General features: G+C 71.8%; 9 protein-coding genes. 3 read left to right on the top strand and 6 right to left on the bottom strand.

Features of this window, described 5'->3' with window-relative positions; genetic code table 11:
• Positions 1-187 precede the first annotated feature (187 nt).
• Both KY661_RS35335 and KY661_RS35330 read left to right on the top strand, forming a co-directional pair.
• Complete coding sequence (locus KY661_RS35335; RefSeq protein ID WP_225414383.1) at positions 188-1732, top strand: sigma-54-dependent Fis family transcriptional regulator; 1545 nt, start codon at positions 188-190, stop codon at positions 1730-1732.
• 89 nt (positions 1733-1821) lie between these two features.
• Positions 1822-5568 (top strand): nSTAND1 domain-containing NTPase, encoded by a 3747-nt coding sequence (locus tag KY661_RS35330; protein WP_225414382.1) that lies wholly within the window; start codon positions 1822-1824, stop codon positions 5566-5568.
• A gap of 3 nt (positions 5569-5571) precedes the next feature.
• Here the strand turns inward: KY661_RS35330 and KY661_RS35325 are convergent, their stop codons facing one another.
• From KY661_RS35325 to mnmG, 4 genes are all read right to left on the bottom strand, one after another.
• Entirely contained in the window at positions 5572-6624 is a 1053-nt protein-coding gene (locus KY661_RS35325) for an ADYC domain-containing protein (RefSeq protein WP_225414381.1), read from the bottom strand.
• A gap of 247 nt (positions 6625-6871) precedes the next feature.
• Positions 6872-7855 carry a hypothetical protein gene (locus tag KY661_RS35320; RefSeq protein ID WP_225414380.1) on the bottom strand — a complete coding sequence of 328 codons (984 nt, stop codon included), beginning with the start codon at positions 7853-7855 and terminating at the stop codon, positions 6872-6874.
• Positions 7852-9090, bottom strand: a complete 1239-nt coding sequence (locus KY661_RS35315) for a hypothetical protein (protein ID WP_225414379.1) — start codon at positions 9088-9090, stop codon at positions 7852-7854. The genes KY661_RS35320 and KY661_RS35315 overlap by 4 nt, the downstream gene beginning before the upstream one ends.
• Before the next feature lie 164 nt (positions 9091-9254).
• On the bottom strand, positions 9255-11078 hold the full coding sequence (mnmG, locus tag KY661_RS35310; RefSeq protein ID WP_225414410.1) for a tRNA uridine-5-carboxymethylaminomethyl(34) synthesis enzyme MnmG: 1824 nt from the start codon (positions 11076-11078) through the stop codon (positions 9255-9257).
• A gap of 338 nt (positions 11079-11416) precedes the next feature.
• Between mnmG and KY661_RS35305 the strand changes: the two genes are divergently transcribed.
• A complete protein-coding gene (locus KY661_RS35305; RefSeq protein ID WP_225414378.1) occupies positions 11417-12049 on the top strand; it encodes a hypothetical protein in 633 nt (210 codons plus the stop codon).
• 1242 nt (positions 12050-13291) lie between these two features.
• On the opposite strand, the gene KY661_RS35300 is transcribed toward KY661_RS35305, so the two are convergent.
• Positions 13292-14665, bottom strand: a complete 1374-nt coding sequence (locus KY661_RS35300; protein WP_225414377.1) for a serine/threonine protein kinase — start codon at positions 14663-14665, stop codon at positions 13292-13294.
• A 180-nt stretch (positions 14666-14845) separates the two neighbouring features.
• Positions 14846-14961: DUF2379 family protein (locus KY661_RS35295; protein WP_225414409.1), on the bottom strand; the 116-nt coding region annotated here is incomplete at its 5' end.

Below are 14961 nucleotides of genomic sequence, written 5' to 3'. Positions count from 1 at the left end.
GCTTTGCATCGCGCGGGAGACCTGAGCAAGCGCTGTGCCCCCGGCGCCCGCGAGCCTTCTTGCGCACTTGGCGCAAGGCGGTGTCCACCCGGGTGGACAGCCCCCCGCGCGAGCGTCCAGCCGGCTCGACACGCCGCCGCTCCGGCCACCTTCACCCATCCTGGATGCTTGGCTTACACTCTGGCGTGTGCCCACCGCCCCTCATGACGTGACGCAGGACGGCGAGCGCGACAGGCTTCAGCAGGAACGGGACTTCTACCGGAACCTCCTCGAGTTGGGGGCCCGGGACTCCCTCGAACCTTTCCTCGAAGAAGCCCTCGCGCTCAGCGCGAGCATGTCCGGTGCGAAGCGCGGCTACATCGAGCTGCTGGAGGACCAGCAGCACGAGGGGCCCCCCCGCTTCTGGATGGCGCACGGCTGTTACGACGAGGAGGTGGAGGAGATTCGCGCCACGTTCTCGCGCGGCGTCATCGCCGAGGCGCTCGCCACCGGGCAGACCATCGTCACCGAGTCGGCGATGAGGGACCCGCGCTTCGGCTCGCGCCACAGCGTGCGGCGCAACCGCAGCGAGGCGGTGCTGTGCGCCCCCATTGGCGCGAGCCCCACCCTGGGCGTGGTGTACCTCCAGGACCGGCACCAGCCCGGCCCCTTCTCCGAGGAGGACCGCAAGCGGCTCGAAATCTTCGCCCGCTACCTGGCCACCTTCGCCGAGCGGCTGCTCACCCTGCACCGCCAGCGCGAGGCGGCCGATGCCACGCAGCCCTTCCGCGGCCGGCTGCGCGCCGAGGGCGTCATCGGCCGGAGCCCCACGCTCGCCCGGGTGCTGGAGCAGGTGTCGCTCGTGGCGCCGCTGGACGTGAACGTGCTGCTCACGGGCCCCTCGGGCACGGGCAAGACGCAGCTGGCGCGCGTCATCCACGACAACAGCCCGCGCGCCGCGCGCCCCTTCCTGGAGCTCAACTGCGCGGCGCTGCCCGAGACGCTCGTGGAGAGCGAGCTGTTCGGCGTGCTGCCCGGCGCGCACTCCACCGCCTCGCGCAAGGTGGAGGGCAAGGTGGCCGCCGCCGAGGGGGGCACGCTCTTCCTGGACGAGGTGGGGGACTTGCCGCTCACCTCCCAGGCCAAGCTGCTGCAGCTGCTCCAGTCCCGGGAGTACTACCCGCTCGGGGGCACCCGGCCCCAGCGCGCCGACGTGCGGATTCTGGCCGCCACCAACGTGGATCTTCGCGCCGCGGTGGCCCGGAAAACCTTCCGCGAGGACCTGCTGTACCGGCTGGAGGTGCTGCCCATCCGGCTGCCCGCGCTGGCCGAGCGGCCCGAGGACTTGCCGGATCTGGCCGAGCACTTCTGCGCCCTGGCGTGCGAGCAGCACCACCTGCCCAGGCTTCGGCTGTCGCCCGGGGCGCTGCGCGCGGTGGAGGCCGCGGAGTGGCCGGGCAACGTGCGCGAGCTGGGGCACAAGGTGCAGGCGGCCGTCATCCGCGCGGCGGGGGAGGGGGTGGCGCGCATCGAGCGGCGGCACCTGTTCCCCGAGGCCCGGGGCGCCGCGGCGCAGGAGCCCGGGCCGCTCACCTTCCAGGAGGCCACGCAGCGCTTCCAGGCGCAGCTGCTCCTCAAGACGCTGGAAGACACGGCGTGGAACATCACCGAGGCGGCGGGCAAGCTGGAGCTGTCGCGCTCGCACATCTACAACCTCATCGCCGCCTTTGGCCTCGAACGGAGGAAGCCCTGAGCCCGGGCGCCGTGCGCGCTGCGCCCCCCAAGGCCTAGAGGAGCATGCCGAGGCCCCTGCCAAAACCGGGGTGGAGCCCACCGGAGACGATGGGCGAGTACCGCCTGTTGCGGCTGCTCGGCCGGGGCGGCATGGGCCAGGTGTACCTCGCGGAGGACACGCTGCTGGAGCGCACCGTGGCGCTCAAGCTCATCGCCTCGGTGCGGCCGGACGAGGCCGCTCGCAAGCGCTTCCACGCCGAGGCGCGCGCCATCGCCCGGCTGTCCCACCCCAACGTCGTCACCGTGCACCGCGTGGGCGAGGTGGAGGGCAGGCCCTACCTCGTCACCGAGTTCATCCGCGGCCAGACGCTCGGGGAGCTGACGCGGCCGCTCGCCCCCGAGCGCGTGCTGAGCATCGCCCTGGGGCTCTCGCGGGGGCTGGCCGCCGCGCACCGGCAGGGGGTGCTCCACCGGGACATCAAGCCCGCCAACGCCATGCTCACCGAGGAAGGGGAGGTGAAGCTGCTGGACTTCGGGCTCGCCAAGCTCCTGGAGGGCCCGCGCATGGCGCCCCTGGAGGCGCCGGGGCGCGCGGGGCCCGTGGCGCCCGCGCTGCGCGAGCTGAGCGACGCGGAGGACCTGATGGGCACGCCGCTCTACATGGCCCCCGAGGCCCTGCGCGGCGAGCCCTCCACGCGGCGCAGTGATTTGTACTCGCTGGGCGCGGTGCTCTACGAGCTGTGCGCGGGCATGGCCCCCCGGCAGTGGCTCGACGAGCAGCTGCCCTTCGAGGCGTGGGCCTCGGCCGCCGCCCCGCCGCTCACGGAGCGGGCGAAGGACGTGGACCCGCGGTTCGCGGCGCTGGTGGACCGGTGCCTGCACATCGAGCCGGAGCGGCGCTTCGCCTCCGCGGACGAGCTGTGTACGGCGCTCGCGGGGCTGCAGCGGGAGCTGGAGAGCCCGCCGGGCGGGGAGCTGCCCGAGGGCAACCCGTACCGGGGCCTGAGGCCCTTCGAGGCGGAGCACCGGGCGTGCTTCTTCGGCCGGAGCCAGGAGGTGGAGGCGGTGCTGGAGCGGCTGCGCGCCGAGCCGCTCGTGCTGGTGACGGGGGACTCCGGGGTGGGGAAGTCCTCGCTGTGCCGGGCCGGGGTGCTGCCGCGCGTGGCGGAAGGGGCGCTGGGGCAGGGGAGGCACTACCGGGTGCTGGGCCTCATTCCGGGCGCGCACCCGCTCGCGGCGCTGGCCTCAGCGGCCGAGCCCCTGTGGGAGAAGGGCGGGGCGCAGCCGGGCGCGCTCCTGGGCACCGAGCCCCGGGCCTTCGTGCGCGAGCTGTCGCGCACGCTGGGGCGCTCGGACGGGCTGCTCGTCTTCGTGGATCAACTCGAGGAGCTGTTCACCATCGGGGCCCCGGAGGAGGCGGCACCGTTCGCCGAGGCGGTGGTGCGGCTCTCGGAGCTGCCCGGCGTGCGGGTGCTGCTCACCGTGCGCGGGGACTTCTTCACGCGGCTTGCCTCGCTGCCGGGGCTGGGGGAGCAGGTGGCCCGGGCGCTGTACCTGCTGCGGCCGCTGTCGGCGGAAGCGGCGCGCGCGGCCATCACCGGCCCCGCGCAGGGCCAGGGCATCCACTTCGAGAGCGAGGCGCTGGTGAGCACGCTGGCCGCCTCGGCGGTGAGCTCCGCCGGGGGGCTGCCGCTGCTCCAGTTCACCATGGCGGAGCTGTGGGAGGCGCGGGACGAGGCGCGCCGGTGCATTCCGGCCTCGGCGCTGGAGGCGCTGGGCGGGGTGGACGGGGCGCTCTCGCGGCACGCGGACCGGGTGCTCGCGGGCCTGCCGCCCCTGCAACGCCGGGCGGCGCGCGCGCTGCTGCCCCGGCTGGTGAGCCCCGAGGGCACGGGGGCGCGGCGCACGGGCACGGAGCTGGACGCGGGGGAGCCGGCCACCCAGGGCGCGCTGGATGCGCTGGTGAAGGGGCGGCTCGTGGTGGCGCGCGAGACGGACGGGGAGACGACGTACGAGGTGGCCCACGAGGCGCTGCTGCGCGGGTGGGGCACGCTGCGCCGCTGGCTGGTGACGGAAGGGGAGAAGCGCCCGGTGCGCGAGCGGCTGGAGGCGGCGGCGGCCGAGTGGACGCGGCTGGAGCGCGCGCGCGAGGCGCTGTGGAGCGAGCGGCTCTTGCAGGAGACGCAAGGGGTGGACCGGGACGCGCTGTCTCCCCGGGGCACGGAGTTCCTGGACGCCTCGCACTCGGCGACGCGGCGGCGGCGCTGGCGCCAGCGGGCGCTGCTCATGGCGGTGCCGCTGGTGCTGGTGGCGGTGCTGGGCGGGGTGCGGCTGCACGGGCAGTGGACGCGGGCCCAGAAGGTGGCCGGCTACGAGGCCCAGGCCACGGGGCTCGCGGAGCGGGGCCTGGCGCGCAAGCGGGCCGCGGAGGCGCTGCGGCAGCGGGCGCACGGCCTGTTCGAGGCGGTGGGCGGGGGCACGGTGGAGGAGACGGCGGCGCGGCGCGAGGCGGCTGAGCGCGCCTGGGAGGAGGCGCTGGCGGCGCGGCAGGAGGCGGACGACGCGCTGGATGAGGCGGGCCAGTCGCTGGAGGCGGCGCTGGTGGTGGACCTGTTGAACGAGCACATCCGGGGGCGGCTCGTGGACCTGCTGGTGGAGCGGCTGGAATTGGCGGAGGCCTTCCACCAGCCGGAGCGGCAGCGGGAGATGGCGCGGCGAATCAAGGCCTACGACAGCGGCGGGGAGCGCCAGCAGCAGCTCCAGGCTCCGCCCACGCTCTCCCTCACCACCTCGCCGCCCGGGGCCGAGGTGGTGCTGGAGCGGTACCTGGAGGACGCGAAGGGCACGCGGGCGCTCACGGCGCCCCGGCGCCTGGGGCGCACGCCTCTGGAGGGGCTGAGCCTGCCGGAAGGGCCGGGCTCCTACCGGCTGACGCTGCACGCGCCCGGGCGGGTGGAGGTGCGGGCGCCGGTGCTGCTCGCGCGCGGCGAGCCCCTGGTGCTGCACCTGGCGCTGCCGGCCCAGGGCACGGTGCCGGAGGGCTTCGTGTACGTGCCGCCGGGCCGGTTCCTGGTGGGCAGCGCGGACCCCGAGGACATGCGCCGGGGACTGCTCAACGCGCAGCCCCTGCACGAGAGCAGGACGGGGGCGTTCCTGGTGGCGCGCACGGAGGTGACGTTCGGCCAGTGGCTGGCGTTCCTCCGGGACGGGCCCGCCGAGGGGACGGCGCAGGGGCACCGGCCGTACTCGGACTTGCGGCAGTGGGGCGTGGAGCTGACGCCCTCGGCCGCGGGGCGCTGGCGCCTGAGGCTTCAGCTCAACAAGCACGCGCTGGAGGCGAACGAGGGCGAGCCGCTGCGCTTTGCCGGCCGCGCGGTGCGGCGGGAGCAGGACTGGTCGCGCCTGCCGGTGTCGGGCATCTCCTACGAGGACGCGCGCGCGTACCTCGCGTGGCTGGACCGGACGGGGCGGGTGCCCGGGGCGCGCTTCTGCCACGAGCGGGAGTGGGAGCGGGCGGCGCGGGGGGCGGACGGGCGCGCGTTCCCGCACGGCAACCGGCTGGAGGCGGAGGATGCGAACTTCGACCAGACGTACGGGCGGAAGACGGATGCGTTCGGCCCGGACGAGGTGGGCTCGCACCCGGCGTCGGCGAGCCCCTTCGGGCTCCTGGACATGACGGGCAACGTGTACGAGTTCACCCAGTCGATGGGGGCCCGGGAGGAGATCGCCATCCGGGGAGGCTCCTGGTACTTCGACCGGGTATCGGTGCTGGTGGCGAACCGGACGTTCGTGGAGCCGCGCACGCGGGACATCGGCACGGGGATGCGCGTGTGCGCGGACGCCCCCAGGCCCTGAGGCTCACTCCGGCTGGGCCTGGCAGCCCACGTCGGCGGCGCCCTCCACGGGGCAGAGGAAGGGCATGGAGGCCGAGGACACCGCGTCGTAGTTCTGGAGCCCGCGCTCCGCGGAGCTGCGGATGCCGATGAGGTCTCTTCCCCAGCTCCAGGGGGCCGAGGGCTCCGCACAGGCGCCGAGCACCCCGGCGAGATCCGTCTCGCAGCCCTTCCAGCGGGGGCGGCTCACGCAGGTGAGGCCGTGCGCGTTCCACCGGGACTCGAAGGTGAAGGCGGGGTCCTTGTTGGGGCGCAAGAGGCCCAGGTTGTCGAAGATGTCGATGGCGGTGTTGGCGCAGGTGTAGGCCTTGGCGTGGTCATACTCGGCGCGGGCGGCGGGGACGCAGGCCTGGTGGTAGGGCTGGAGGCTCTTGCCGGCGAAGCGGGCCCAGGGCACGTAGCCCCAGTGGGCGCACTTGGCGACGGTGCCATCGAAGCAGGCGGCGGTGAACACGTCCTCGCCCTTGTACTGGGCGCGCCAGACGCCATCCAGCTCATCCCAGTAGCCGGGCACGAGCAGGGCGGTGCCGCTGGGGGGCTCGGGGGCCAGCTCCCCCTCGCGGCCGGGCTGATACGTGGAGGCGCCGCAGAGGTTGGTGCCGCCGTAATACACCTCATAGGGCGTGAGGGCGGCGTGGACGCGGCTGAGCGCGTAGGGCTGCTTGCGCACCAGGCGCACGGGGGCTGAGGGGCGGGTGCCGGAGCCCTCGGCGCGGCGGAAGAAGGCCTGGGCCTGGGAGCCCGCGAACATGCCCTCGCGCAGCGAGCCCTTGAGGAACACGACGTGCTCCAGACACCCGCCGCGGTAGCGGGGGGACTGGGGGCGCGAGTCGAGCATCGCGCGGGCCTGCAGCTTGCCAGGGGCCACGCCGAAGGGGCAGCGCGGATCCTCGGCGAGGGGCTCCGCGGCGAGGGAGCGCGCCGGGGGGGTCCGGGAGGGGGCCGCGTGGGCGGTGCAGACCACGAGGAGGGCGAGGACCCCCATGGACACGACGGTGCTCGATGCGGGCAGGCTCATGGCGTTGGCTCGGGAAGCGGGGTGGCAAACGGAGGAGGGCTGCGCGGGGCGGTCCGCGGATCCTCTCACACCCTCCAGCAATGAGAGTGGGGCAGAGGATTAGCAAAGGCCGCGCCGACGCCCGGCGGGTGCCTCTCCGAGCGAAAGCCCTGGGCGAAAACCCCCGGCGCGCACACTCGGCTGGACAGCGCTGTCCAATCAGGTGGACACGGATCCGTTTTCTCAGCGGCTGAGAGAGCCGGTGGGGCTAATGCTTTTCCCGGAGGACCCGCGCGGCATTCCGGAAGACCTGGGCGAACGTGGCGTCCGCGGGACAGTGCGCGTCGAGGAGGGCTGCGTCCTCCGGCGTGCCAGCGAATTTGAGAACAGCCGCCGCGCGCAGGGCGCACCCCATGGAGGGGCCCTGGACCAGGCTCCGGGCCAGGGCTCGCAGCGCGGAACGGAACCCCTCCGGGGCACTGGCGAGCAGCCGCTCCTGGTGGGTGAGGACGAGGCTCAGGAGGCGCTCACAGAAATAGGCGGGCTCGCCCCCCTGCGGGGCCACGGGTTCCGCCCACGCCTGCGCGGCGGAGAGAAAGGCGGGAAGCACGGCCTCCCAGGGCTCTGGCAGCTCTTCCTCCAGCAGGGCGAGAACCCGGGACTTGTCCGCCGCCGGCACGGCGGGGTCGAGCCCCCACCCCCGGAGGGCTTCCGGTGACTTCTCCAGCAGCACCAGCAGGCCATGCAAACCATGCGGCGCGGGCAGGGAGAGCCGGGCCAGGCTGCGCTGCACGGCGGGAATCAGCTCCGGGTGGCGCTTCCGCCAGAGCATGCGCGCGAGCGCGTTCACGTCCGAGAGCTCAGGCTCACGCTGGACCAGCCGCTCTAGCCGTTTCACGAGGCTCGCGCGGGTACCGGCCGCTTCGATGCGTCCCAGCGCCCGGATGATGTCCTCGGCGACGGAGGCACCATCGAGATCCTCCCGGGCCTCCTCGGCCTCCAGTTGCTGCTCCAGCAGGCGGGCGCTGGCCGCGCCTCCCAGCGTCTCCAGACCGAACACGGCTGCTTGTCTCGCCAGGGCGAGGGGACTTCTCAGCAGGGCCTCCAGCTCCGTTCTTCGTTGACGCTCGGTCTTCCCAAGCTGGAAGACCACGGCACGGGCCCCCGCCTCATCACCCTGCTTGAAGGCCCGCGTCAACGCCTCATGGAGCGGCTCCCCCTCTGCGCTCGGCGCTGTCTTCTCACGGGTCATGGGGCGGGCCTCCCTGCGGGCATATATCGCCTGACCAGCGTGCCATCGAGCAGGTACAGCTCGTGGATCGCCTCGGGATCCGCGCGCCGCATGGCCTCCAGCGCCTCCAGCTCGCGCTTCAAATCCCGGGGATTGGAGACATAGTTGGTGTTGTGCCGCACCCCTTCCGGCCGGAGGGAGGAGGCATCCGGCCTCCGGAAACGGACGCCCCGGACAGGCTCCGGATCCAAGCTGGGTTCACTGCGGGCATCCAGTTGCGCCTTGTTCTTCCGTAAGTCGCGATGCCCCGCAGCCTCCCGCCTGGCCAGCTCTTGTTCAATCGCCTCGTTGTGAGGCGGGTTCTGCCGGGTGTGGGCAGGGCCATACCGGGTAGACAGCTTCACGCCACCGGCCGCTGACTGCACCGAGCACAGGGCCGTGCCACCGCACAGCCCGGCGGCCACTTCCCCGGTGGCCACGCCACTGACCACCAACGCCCCGGCGGCCACCACCTGCACCGAGGCCGCCGCCCCCAGCGCCACGCCGCCCTCCACCGCGTACCTCGGCGCGCCCATCAGCCCCCCTGCGCCGGGCACCGAGGGCATTGCCTTGCCCACACCGAAGCTCGCCACCAGCACCAGGGCCCTCAGCCCTGCGCCGCCCACCGCCTTGCCAAAACGCTCCGCCGCGGCCTCCAGGTCGCCTGGGGAGCGGGCCGCCTCCGACTCCCGGTACAACCGCACACACGCCCACGCCAGGTGCGTCAGCTCCACCACGCCCACCACCAGCGCGAGCGCCACCGTGGCCGCCGACGCGAAGGCCTTGGAGAACACCGGCTCGGGGGCCAGCCACGCCGCGAAGTACACCAGCACCGACAGCGTCACGCTGGCCAGGAACACCGGCGAGCGGAACAGCTCGTGCGCCGCCTCTCGCACCCCTTCGCCCATGTAGTGGGGCGACAGCCGCAAGGCCTGAAGCAGCCGGCTGTGAGCCAGTGTGTCCGGCAAGGGTAACAACGCGGGGCCCCACCGCGAGAGCCACTCCTGACGCAATCGCCGCTCCCACGCCTCCGCGTGCGTGCTCCGGGCGGCCCCTCCGGGCGGCGCGAGGATCCGGATGTGCGGGCTCTCCTGAAGAAAGGCCCCGTGGAGCGCCGAGATCATCGCCTGGGCCTCCTGCACGCTCAGCCGATCCCATCCCGGAAGCGCCGCCGACGGAAAGGACAGCTTCGCGCGTCCCCCGGACAGCGATTGCACCTGAACCGTCCGGGCCGGCCGCCCCGGTGCACCTGCCTCGCGAGATGCAGCGCACGAGGAGAGCAGGGCCAGACACCCCACCACCCCGATCCAATGCCTGACGGCGGCGATTCCCATGCCCCGAGCATGCCCGAGACACGGCCTCCACGCGCCGGGAGCGCCTCTCAGCGCTGGGCGCGCTCGCGCTTGAGCGCCACCAGCACCAGGGAGAGCGCCGCGGGAGTGAGCCCCGGAATGCGCCGCACCTGCCCCACCGTGCCGGGCCGGTGCGCGCTGAGCTTCTCCACCGCCTCGGCGGACAGCCCGCGCACGCCCTCGAACTGGAACCCCGCGGGAATCACCCACCCATCCCACGCGTCCGCCTCACGCGCGGCGGCCCGCTCGGCCTGGGCGATGTAGCCCTCGTACTTCACCTCCACCTCCACCTCCTCGGCCACCTCCGGGGGCACGGAGGGCCACTCGCGGGCCTCGGCCGCCAGCGAGGCGTAGCTCACCTCGGGCCGCTTGAGCCGGGCCCCCAGCCCCGAGCGCTTCAGCCGCGCCACCTCGTCCCGCACCGCCCGCGCGCGCGCCTCCACCCGCTCCAAGGCCTCGCGGGGCACGAGCCCCACGCGGTGCCCGTGGCGGGCCAGGCGCGCCTCGGCGTTGCCCTCGCGCAGCTTGAGCCGGTGCTCGGAGCGGCTGGTGAACATGCGGAACGGCTCGTCCACGCCCTTGGTGACCAGCTCATCCACGAGCACCGCGCCGTGGGCCTCCTCGCGGCCAAGCAGCAGGGGCGGCTCGCCCTTCACCTGGAGCGCGGCGTTGAGGCCGGCATAGAGCCCCTGGAAGGCGGCCTCCTCGTAGCCCGAGGTGCCGTTGAGCTGGCCAGCGAAGAACAGGCCGCGCACGGCCTTGGTCTCCAGCGTGGAGGACAGCTGCGTGGGCGGGGCGAAGTCGTACTCCACGGCATAGCCGAAGCGCACCACCTCCACGTGGGCAAGGCCCGGAATGGAGCGCAGGAACTCGAGCTGCACATCCGCGGGCATGCTGGTGGACAGGCCGGCCGGGTACACGAGCGGCGAGTCCGGGCCTTCCGGTTCAAGGAACACCTGGTGGCGCTCGCGGGCGGCGAAGCGCACCACCTTGTCCTCCAGCGAGGGGCAGTAGCGGGGCCCCCGGCCAACAATGTCCCCCTGGAACAGGGGCGAGCGGTGGAGGTTGTCGCGCAGGAGGCGGTGGGTGGCCTCGGTGGTGAAGGTGATGCCGCAGGTGACGGAGGGCTGGAGCGGGAAGGGGCGCCCCGCGGCGATGTCTTGACGGGTGCGCCACGAGAAGGGGCGGGCGGGGGCGTCGCTGGGCTGGGGCTCGACGGCATCCCAATCGATGCTGTCGCGGCGCAGGCGGGCGGGGGTGCCCGTCTTGAAGCGCCCCAAGGTAAAGCCCAGCGAGCGCAGCGAGGTGGACAGCCCGCGCGCGGCCTCATCGCCGAGCCGGCCGCCCACCTCCTTCTTCTCGCCCACATGCATGAGGGCCTGAAGGAAGGTGCCGGTGGTGAGGAGCACCGCGCGGGCCTGCACCTGGGAGCCATCGCCGAGCACCACGCCCACCACCTGGCCGTCCTCCACCACCAGCGAGGAGACCTCGGCCTCCTGAACGGTGAGGCCCGGCTGGGAGAAAAGAACGGACTGCACGGTGCGGGCGTAGGCGTCGCGGTCACAGAGGATGCGGGTGGCCTGGACGGCGGGGCCCTTGGAGGCATTGAGCGTCTTGAAGTGGGTGCCGGAGAGGTCGGCGGCGCGGCCCATCTCGCCGCCGAGCGCATCGAGCTCGCGCACGAGGTGGCCCTTGGCGGTGCCGCCGACGGCGGGGTTGCAGCTCATGACGGCGGCGCGGTCGCGCTTGAGGGTGAGGCCGAGGGTGGACAGGCCCAGGCGGGAGCAGGCGAGGGCGGCCTCGCAGCCCGCATGCCCGAGCCCCACCACGATGACGTCATACCGGTGCTTCATGGGGGCGGAGGTATACCGCGTCCCGGAGTGTCCGGGACACCCGCGCGGCGCCTGCCGGGCCCTCAAGCCCTCCATGCCTTGCTCAGATGTCACCGATGGGCGTGAGCACCTGAAAACAGCCCACGCCGGGGGGCAGCTTGATTTCATCTATTGCTCCATGGATCCATCCTCAGACAGGGATTGACGTCCAGCGGCAAACCCTCTCCGGTGTGGCCTGGTCGACGCGCGCGGCCGGCATGCCAAAGCTTTACATCGCACGAGCGGGTCCCCGTTCGTATCCCAGCCGCACCAAGGGGGGGGGCCCGGGTGTGATGTCGCAACCCTATCCAGGAGGACACATGCGCAAGCGGATGATGACAGCAGTGGCCGTGATGGGAGTGTCGCTGGGCTATCCGGCGGCCGAAGCGAAAGCGCCGCAGCAGGAGATGCAGGCCCAGCCACAGCAGGGCCCGACGGACGCGGAGATCGACGAAGCGCACCGGATGAACAAGGAATACGACGCCCGCAAGGCGGCGGAGAAAACCCAGGCCCAGGGACCCACGGACGCGGAGATCGACGAAGCGCACCGGATGAACAAGGAGTACGACGCCCGCAAGGCGGCGGAGAAGGCCCGGGCCCAGGCCCCGGGCCCGACGGACGCGGAGATCGACGAAGCGCACCGGATGAACAAGGAGTACGACGCCCGCAAGGCCCGCGCGGGCCTCAAGACGCATGAGGTGGAGGGGAAGGTCCAGTCGGTGTCGGGCTCGGCCCTCACCATCCGGATGCCCAGCAAGCTCAACCGCAAGATGGACTTCAAGACGGATGAGCAATCGAAGGTGGAGAAGGACTCGCAAGCGGCCGCCCTGACGGAGCTGAAGGAGGGCGACGAAGTGCGCGTCTCCTACCAGATCGTCGGCAAGGAGCGGATCGTGGTCAGCGTCGATGCGCAGAAGGAGGGCAGCGGCACCGAGCCCGCGAAGAAGCCCTGAGCCTGGCGGGTGAACCCGGCGGGCTCCCCTCGGACAGGGGAGCCCGCCCCCAGGTGGCTCCTGGCGGTGCCCCCAACGGAACGCCGGGGACAACCGCGTGAATTGACAGCGGATCCCCTCCTGCGCAACCCTCGGCCACAAAGCGAGGGAGCCAGCAACCGTGATTGTTTTCCCAGGCAAAGTTTCCAAGGCATGGGCTCGCACAGCGCCAGCACTCACACTCAACGCATTCGCAGCATGGGCCCTTACGGGGTGTGTTCATGGCGGTACCCCCATGAGTTCTGTCTGCCGCGAACTGCCCACGGTTGAAGAGTGCAAAGCCTCCGCACGAGCGATTACCCATCCCTGTCTTCGGAAATGTGTTGAACTGCAGTGCGCGGGAGTCAAGGTCAACTGCCGCAGCGAAGAGATTCAACGGAGGTGCAGGGACCAGGGCAGCGGCGTTCCGGGCGCAGCACTGGGCTACGTCGTGCGGTTCTCCGATGCCCCTACTTCCTGTGATCACCCTTCGCAGGAGATCAACTGGTGCGAAGCGCCCGCATCACGCGATTGCCGAGCCAAGGCCATGGTTCACGAGCTAGCCCATTCCTGTGGATGGCATCACGGACAAGGGCTGGGCGTTCCCGCTGACAATGGGTTGCTCCCATGCGAGTAAACGTCTTTCCATTCGCGCTTGGCGCGCCTCTCCTGCTCCTCGCATGCTCGATGGGCCGCACGGGCAAGCCTGATTCGACGCCTGAGCGGCGCCCGCCCGCCGCAGCCCTCCTTCAGGACATCCAATGCGACGGCGAAACGCTCTCCGGGCGCTTTCTGCTGACCGCCGCGGAGCAGGGCCTGCTCTTGGACAAGCGCCTCATCGAGACCGCCTATCTGACGGCAGAATCTGTCTCGTCTTGTGAAACAGGCCAGCCGCTCCCATTCGTGGTCATGGACGTCTATGCCAAACCTCCGGGCCCGGAGGATCTCTTGCTCCTGAAACCTGGCTACTGGTACGGCAAGGACGTCCACATCCCTCTTTTCACGAAGGGCTCCATGGGGGCCTCCAGCCCTGCATGTATCGACGTGGAATTGGCCTTCCGTGATCTGGATGGGGCTCCCCTGGCCCCGCTCCGCATCCGGGCCCAATGCAGCTCACCGGATGTGGGCTCAAGTACGGATGCAGGAGGGTCCTCCTGGGAGAACGGGTACATAGCCCCCCCTCCAGTCCCATCGGAGGCGCCTCTGCAGGGCGTCCATCCCTGACTATGGCGGGTGGGAGGTATGAGGCCGCGGAGGAGGGAACATGGGCACGTAGCACCCCTCCTTCCACTCGTAGGAATTGGCACCGCATGGAGGCACCACGTCGCCCGTTCGGACCCAACAGCCACCGTTGACCGCGACCAACGGCTTCTCGCAGGGCGGTTGGCGCTGGCCAGGAAAAGGCTGCTTGGGCATATCCAAACTCAACCGAGGGCTTGCCTCTCCACGCAGTGCTTCTTGCGAGGGCGCGTCCATCACGGCATCTGCCAAACCCACGGTTCCTGCGTCCCGCTCCGTCCCTTCCCTGGCTTGCCCTTGCTTGGCCGCCGTCCCATCCTCTGATGCAGGCTCCAGCATCCACGCCAGCGAGACCACCAGCGCTGCGCTCACGGCGGCTGTGGCCCAGGGGATCCACCGCATGGAGCTCCACGCGATGGAAAACCGGGCGCTGCCTTCCGGGAAAGCCTCCTCCAAGGGCCCAGGAACTGGAGTTCCATCCTGTTGCTGGGCCTTCGTCAGATCCTCCAGAGCCCGGGCAACCTCCGCCGCGCTGCCTCGCGCCGAGGGTTCCTCTGAGAGCATCTGCCGGATGAGCGCCGCCAGCTCCGGGCTCACGGGTGCCCCCGGCTCGAACGCCACCGGCGCACGCGGCAGCACCTGGTAGCCTTCCTCCGTCTTCTCCACCTCCACCTCGGGCGGATACCTCCCGGTGACCAGCCGGTACCCCGTCACACCCAACGCATACACATCCTCCTCGGGCCCCGCCTCGAACCGGCCCTCTCTCTGGCGCAAGCTCTGCCATTGAAAGCGCACCGACTCGGGACTCTGGTACTCATATGTCCCAGGTGGCGGCGGCTGGTGTGTCAGCGGACGCGCGCCCCGGTAGTTCCCCGAGCCGAAGTCCATCAGCACCGCGCGTCCGTCTCTGCGCACCAACACGTTGCCGCCCTTCACGTCCCGGTGCACCCCTCCCACCGCGTGCACCGCCTCCAGCGTCCTCGCCACCCCGGCCAACACCCCCGCCGCCTCTTCTGAAGACACCCGGCGCTGCTCCGCCCACTCGTACAACGGCACCCCCTCCACCCACTCCATCACCAGGTACGGGTACACCCCTCCGCCCCTCACCTTCCACTCCCCCCAGTCCCGCAGCTTGGGCACCCCCGCGTGCTTCACCCGGCGCAGCAGTTCCGCCTCCCGCTCGAAGCGCGGATCCCACGGCTGCAGCGCCATCTTCAACGCGAAGGACTCGCCCTCTGGATCCACCACGCGGTACACGGCGCCGTAGGAGCCCCGGCCACACAGGCTCTCCACGCGCCATGGGCCCACTTCCAGCCCTACCGGGAGCGCCTCGGGGCCCATCGACGGTGACGTATCCATCGCCCCAGCCTACCGGCTTCCCCTCGGGGGAGCGCACAGAGATCCGGGGCGCCAGCGTGCGGACAAAGAACTTCCCCATCGCCCAGCGCCCAGCGCTTCCAGGCAGAGGGGGGAGGCGGGGTATCGGCCCCCAGGGAAATCGCCAGCGGGCATCGGGGGGCCCAAGCGAGCATCCAGCCTCTACGGTGCCGGTGACAGCGAGTCCAGGTACGCCAGGTTCTCCTCGGCGGCACGGCGGTATCTCGGGACGACCTCCACGGCCAGCCAGTCGCGGAGCTGCTGGCGTGCCCCTTCGA

The sequence above is a fragment of the Allostigmatella hybrida genome (genome assembly GCF_020103775.1).
Taxonomy (GTDB): Bacteria; Myxococcota; Myxococcia; order Myxococcales; family Myxococcaceae; genus Hyalangium; species Hyalangium aurantiaca.
This window is presented reverse-complemented; position numbering and strand designations above follow the sequence as displayed.